General features: G+C 70.4%; 5 protein-coding genes. All 5 read left to right on the forward strand.

Annotation, left to right across the window (positions count from 1 at the left end; all coding sequences use genetic code 11):
• Positions 1–383 (forward strand): DUF8176 domain-containing protein (locus tag QH470_RS01815; protein ID WP_483243931.1); only part of this gene is annotated, 383 nt, incomplete at its 5' end.
• Positions 384–503: 120 nt separating this feature from the next.
• Positions 504–1,427, forward strand: a complete 924-nt coding sequence (locus QH470_RS01820) for an alpha/beta fold hydrolase (RefSeq protein ID WP_280270469.1) — start codon at positions 504–506, stop codon at positions 1,425–1,427.
• Positions 1,428–1,437: 10 nt separating this feature from the next.
• Positions 1,438–3,342, forward strand: coding sequence for an AfsR/SARP family transcriptional regulator (locus QH470_RS01825; protein ID WP_280270470.1), 1,905 nt, complete (start codon positions 1,438–1,440; stop codon positions 3,340–3,342).
• An 886-nt stretch (positions 3,343–4,228) separates the two neighbouring features.
• Positions 4,229–4,552, forward strand: a complete 324-nt coding sequence (locus QH470_RS01830) for a hypothetical protein (RefSeq protein ID WP_280270471.1) — start codon at positions 4,229–4,231, stop codon at positions 4,550–4,552.
• Positions 4,553–4,566: 14 nt separating this feature from the next.
• Entirely contained in the window at positions 4,567–5,754 is a 1,188-nt protein-coding gene (locus QH470_RS01835) for an AAA family ATPase (protein WP_280270472.1), read from the forward strand.
• The last annotated feature ends 104 nt before the right edge of the window (positions 5,755–5,858 follow it).

Genomic DNA, 5,858 nt, shown 5'->3' on the forward strand with positions numbered 1-5,858 from the left:
GGGGGGCGGGGGGGGGGGGGGGGGGGGGGGGGGGGGCCACTGGGCCCCCCCACGACCCCGGGGACCCTGCCACGGTGCCCGGGGTGATCGCGACGTTCGAGGACGCTTACTACACCCAGCGCTCGGCCGAGGCCGCCATGAAGGTCATCGCCCCGGAAGCCGGTATCACCCAGCAAGCGCTCGCGGATGGGATCGCGACCGTCCCCGTGGGCACCACCTACTGCGTCGCGATCACCCCGGTCACCCTCAACACCGCGACCGTGCACATCGCCGAAACCCACCCCGACGGCAAACGCGTGGACTACCTGCAAGTGATCAACACCATCCCCGCCCCAGCGCCCGGCGGCAGCCTGCTGATCAGCCACTTCCAAGCGCAAGGCTGACCCCATGCCCACCCCGAACCAGCGAAATCGACTCCCTCCCAGGTTATCTGGGCCGGGCGTCGCCGAGACCGGCCAGCGATGCGGCGGCCGTGCCCCTGACCCTGCGAAGGACTGCGACCGATGACTCCTCCTGATTTCCACGCCGTGGCTCTCGACGCCGACGACGGGGTGCGCTTGGCGCTGACATGTGTCGGACGACCCGGTGCGGCAGCGACGCTGGTGTATGTGCATCCGCTGCTGGCCGAGCGGCGGTTCTGGTCTCCGGTGATCCGGCGGCTGCACGAGCACTTGTCGGGCGCGGTCGCGCAGATCAGCTACGACCAGCGCGGGCACGGCGACTCCGGCGCCCCGGGCGGGCGGGAGCCCACGACCCTGGCGCGTCTGGCCGAGGACCTGGATCTGGTGCTCGCGCAGGCGTCAGGGTCGGTGGTGCTGGTGGCGCACTCGACCGCCGCGCAGCTGGTGTGCGCCTACGCCGCCGACCACCGCGACCGTGCTGCTTCCCTGGCCGGGCTGGTGTTCCTCAACGCCGCCGCCGAACCACCGTCGTTCCCACGGTATTTGCGTACCTGGCCGCCTCGGCTGGCCCGCTGGCGGCGGTACCGCGCCTTGGACGCGGTCACCGCGGCGGGGGAGGCCGTGCTCGGCTACCGCATCCAGCGCAGCGGCCCGCTGCTGGTCGCGAGGTCCGGCGCCGATCCGAGGACCGTCGTCGACGTCCTCGCCGCCCATCCCGGGCTGGGTCTGCCGGACGGGGCCGCCGAGCCGCTGCGGGACATCCCGGTCGTGGTGCTGGCGGGGGAGCGCGACCCGCTCGCGCCGCCCCAGCGCGCGGCCGGGCTGGCGAACGCGCTGTGGGCCGATTTCGACATCGTGACCGGTGCCGGGCATTTCCTGCCCCACACCCACCTCGAACAAGCTACCGACACCATCACCGCCACCCTCGACCACGCCCTGCGCCGCCACCTCGAACACTCGACGTCCGGCGCTGCTACCCACACCCCGCGTGCCGGGCACCAGGAGCCGTGGTGGGCCCGACCCTGACCCCGTTGTGATGGCCCCCGCCGCACCGCGCTCCAGGTCCGGGCGTCCGCTGCTGATCGCGGTCGCCGGGCTCGGGCCGGGCACCGGTGTCACCACCACCGCGGTCGCGCTCGCCCACGCCTGGCCCGGCCCGGCCGTGGTGGTCGAGGCCGATCCAGCCGGCGGGCACCTCGCGGACCTGACCGGGGCCGACCCGTCTCGCGGGCTGGCGAGCATCGCACGCGCCGCACGGGCCGGTGCACGGCGGATACCGATCGCCGAGCACCTGCAATACCTCCCGAGCGGTGTCGGATTCCTGGCCGCGCCACCAGATTCCGGGATCTGCCCTGCAGGGTGGGTGACGACGGTGCTGACCGGCCCCGGCCACGATCGGCGTCTGAGCGATCTGACACCCTGGCGCGAGCTGGGCGCCACGGTGGTCGCCGACTGCGGTGTACCCGGGTCGGCGCTGGCACCGGTCCTGGCCGCCGCCGACGCCTGCCTGGTCGTCGTCGACGCCGACCGCACCGACCCAGGCCCGGCCGGTCGTTGGATCCGTGAGCTGGCCGGGCACAGCCGCCACCGGGGAGTCCTGCTGATCGGCGCGGCACCCGGCAGCGGGTACGCCCACGCCCTGCAGGTGCCCGTGTTCGCGGGCCTGCCCTGTGACCGGCATGCCGCGTCCGCCCTGCTGCACCGGCCCCGGCTGTTGCTGCGGCGCAACCAGCTGCTGCACGCCGCCCACGCGGTCGCCGCCACCGTCGACTCCCAGCTCCACCCACCCGCACCACCGCCGATTCACCCGCAGGCAGGCACCGCGCCCGCCCGCCCACCCGCGCGGCGGCGTGTCCGGCTCCCGGGTCGCCGCCCACCCGAACGGCCCACGGTCTACCGCCTCGAATTGCCCGCCGCCGCCGGTCCGCCCCCGGAACCCGGCCGCACCTCCGCCACACCGACCACCGAACCCGCGCGGAGACCACCGGCCCGCCCCCCGCAAACCGGTACCGGCCAGCGCAGCAGGCACACCGGCGACTCCGGCACGGACGGCGAATCCGTCACAGCCGCCCTCGCTGGCACCGCCGCCACCGAGACCACCGCGGCGACTGTGCGCCACGCGTCGACCACGTCCCCGGGTCCCACGCTCGCGCCTCCCGCCTCGGGTGACGGACCCGGCTTGGTGGTGCAGCTGTTCGGGCCGACGCGCCTGTGGGCGGCTTCCGGACCGCCCGAGGCGGGAAAGACCGAGATCACCGATCGTCTGCAACCACAAAGCCTCGAGTTGCTGGCGGTGCTCGCGTTGCATGCCGGCGGGGTGAGCCGCGCCGAGCTGCTGGAGGCCCTGTGGGGCGGGCACCTGCCCGCCAAACCGGGCAACGCGCTGACCAACGCGCTGAGCCGCCTTCGCGTGGCCCTTGCCGCGGCCACCGGAACCGACCGCCACGCCGCCCTGCGGCCCAGCCGGGACCGGGACCGCTACCGCCTGGACCCCGCGTACGTGCGCGTGGACTATTGGGACTTCACCGAGGCCGTGGCCGCGCGCCGCCGCGCTGCCAGCGACACCGACCGCGCCCGCGCCTGCCAGCGGATCGTCGACCTCGCGACCGCGCCGCTGGCCCAGCATCTGACGCACCCGTGGATCGAGCCGATCCGCGAAGCCGCCCGCCGTGACGCACTCAATGCCCTGGGCTGGCTGGCCGCACACACCGTGACCACCGACCCCCGCACCACCCTGGAAATGCTCGAAACCGCCACCGAAACCGACCCCTCGAACGAAGCGCTCTGGCAAGACATCCTGCGCCTGCACGCCGAACTCGGCGAATACGACGCTCTCGCCCGCACCTACACACTCCTCACCAGAAAACTCGCCGAAATCCACGCCGCCCCCAGCCGTGAAACACGACAACTCTACGACCGCCTACGTCACACCACGAGATAAAACCACTTCACAACCTCACACGAGAAATACCCTGTCCGTGCAGCCTCACACCAGCCGCACCCACGCACTCCGCCGGGAAGCGACGCATCCAACAACCCGAGAAGGTGGAAAGAGGAGACTGCGCCTCCTGCAAGACTCGAGCGGGCCAACGTCGGTCCCGTTCGGATTGCACCATCATCCACCCGCAATCCAGCGTTATACTGAAAGCGTTTGAAATCAATGCGCGTCGCGATGGACATCGGCTCGGCGCAGGCGCCGGAAATTATAGCCGGAACACTGCTGACCCTCCGTGCTGAATCGCGACTCCGGCCTATTAGACAGCCGCTCCGATGTATTCACGTTTTCGGCGATCGCGCGTGGTCGATCCGTGGGGTGTTCCCTAGGGAACTCCGTGACGTCCTCCGTGGGGCGCTCAAACAGCCCCACCCACAGGCGGCATACTTCCTGGTAGATGCGGATTTTCGGGGGCCTCGGCGGCCCAGGATCATATACCCACAAAAAGGTAGGTACATGATCGGGCGGCCCGGCCGGTCGGTGTGCTGTGTCCGGTGCCCGTTGTTTCGTGTCATGTCCCCGGTTCCGCTCCCTCCTGCTTCGCTATATTCATTCTATTTATTTCTTTTTCATTATTCTTTTCGCCCTTTGTGTGCACTGCTTGCCGCCCGTGTGTGCGCATTTCTTTCCGGAATTGCGTCGCCATTTCCGGGCGAGGCCGAAAAACTTTCCCGTTTTTGTGCTTTTCGGGGTTGCATGGCGCGCCGGGCGGAGTTAGCTTCGTTGTGCCCCCGGAAATCCGGGGAATTCAGGAAATCCGAATGTGTTTCGCGCCCGGCGTATGCGATGATCCGCCGTGATTCAGCGCGCCAGAAATGGGGAGGTAAATGCCATGACCGTATTCCGGTTGAACGATGACGAGATTTTCGTTGCGCTGCTCACACGTGACGATGATGATGGCGTACGCGAACTCGGTTACGCCGATTTCACCGATTTTGATGCCGCCCGCACGTGGGCCGATGACAGCATCCGCGACGTGGTGAACACCGGCGGCGACGGGTGGGACTACCGCGTGCATGTGGTCCGTGCCGACCGTGACGAGTTCGAGTCCGATCGGTGGGGTGTGGACGCCGATTCGATCGTGGCGCGCGCGGGCTGGGACCGTGCGGCCAAAACGGTCACGTGGCAGACCGTCGGCCCGTTCGCGGACCTGTGAGCGGGGGCCGCGCGATGACTACCCCCACGACGACCACGGCCCCGGGCACCGGTAGCGGTGCCCGGTTGGGCAACGGTGAATTGCGCCGCATGGTGGCGCGGGTGCTGGCGGACAACCCCGGCACCGACTACGGCCCGCGCGATATCGCGAAGCTGACCGGCCGGTCGTCCGGCGCGATCGGCAACGCGCTGAGAAAACTGACCGACGCCGGGCAGGCCGAACAGACCAACCCGAAACCGTTGCGCTACCGCGCGAACGCGGCCACCGCTGCCGCTGCCGCCGGGGCACCCACCCCGGCACCGGCCGCCCCCGTACCCGCCGCACCGGCACCGGCCGCCCCGACCGGCAAGCGCAAGGCCAAAGCCAGCACGCCCGCCGCGCCTCCGCCTGCGCCCGTGGCGGGGAAAACGGTGGCGCGGCCGAACGGGCAGGACTACCACCTGCGCCAGCTGGCGGGCCGCGCGGATGTGGATGTGCTGCGCACCATGCGCGCCGCTGAGGTTCCCGTGTTGTTGTACGGGCCACCGGGGACGGGGAAGACCTCGCTGATCGAGGCCGCCTACGGGGATTTGTTCACCGTGCAGGGGGACTCGGACACCACGGTCGGTGATTTCGTGGGGGAGTACACCCAAACCCCGGACGGCCGTTTCGAATTCGTGCACGGGCCACTGGTGCGCGCCATGCGGGCGGGGGCGGTGTTGTTCATCGATGACGCGACCTTGATTCCGCCGAGTGTGCTCGCGGTGGTGTATCCGGCGATGGACGGACGCCGCGAGGTGATCATCAAAGCCAACGGCGGTGAGGTCGTCACTGCCGCGCCCGGGTTCTTCGTGGTGGCCGGGCACAACCCCGGCGTGCACGGCGCGATCCTGTCCGACGCGCTGGCCTCGCGGTTCGCGTTCCAGGTGGAGGTCACCTCCGACTACGACCTCGCTGCCGGGCTGGGTGTGGACGCCCGCGCGGTGCGTGCGGCGCGGGCACTGGCCGAACGGGTCGCGAAATGCGAGATCGGATGGGCTCCGCAGCTGCGAGAACTGCTGGCGTTCAAGAGGATTGCCGCCGCTGTGGATGTCGAAACCGCTGCCGCGAACCTGGTCGGCACCGCGCCGGAAGAGGACCGCGAGATCGTCACCGAGGTCGTGAAAAACGAATTCGGCGACACCTACCAGCCTCTCACCCTCGGTGCCCGCATCACCACCTGACCTCGCCCCGGGGGGGCCCCCCCCGCCCCCCCCCGCGCCCCCCCCCCCCCCCAACCGAAGACCCAAGAGGAAAACCCCCCCAAACACCCCCCCCCCCCCCCCCC

This window comes from Nocardia wallacei (assembly GCF_029868745.1).
GTDB classification, from domain to species: domain Bacteria; phylum Actinomycetota; class Actinomycetes; order Mycobacteriales; family Mycobacteriaceae; genus Nocardia; species Nocardia wallacei_B.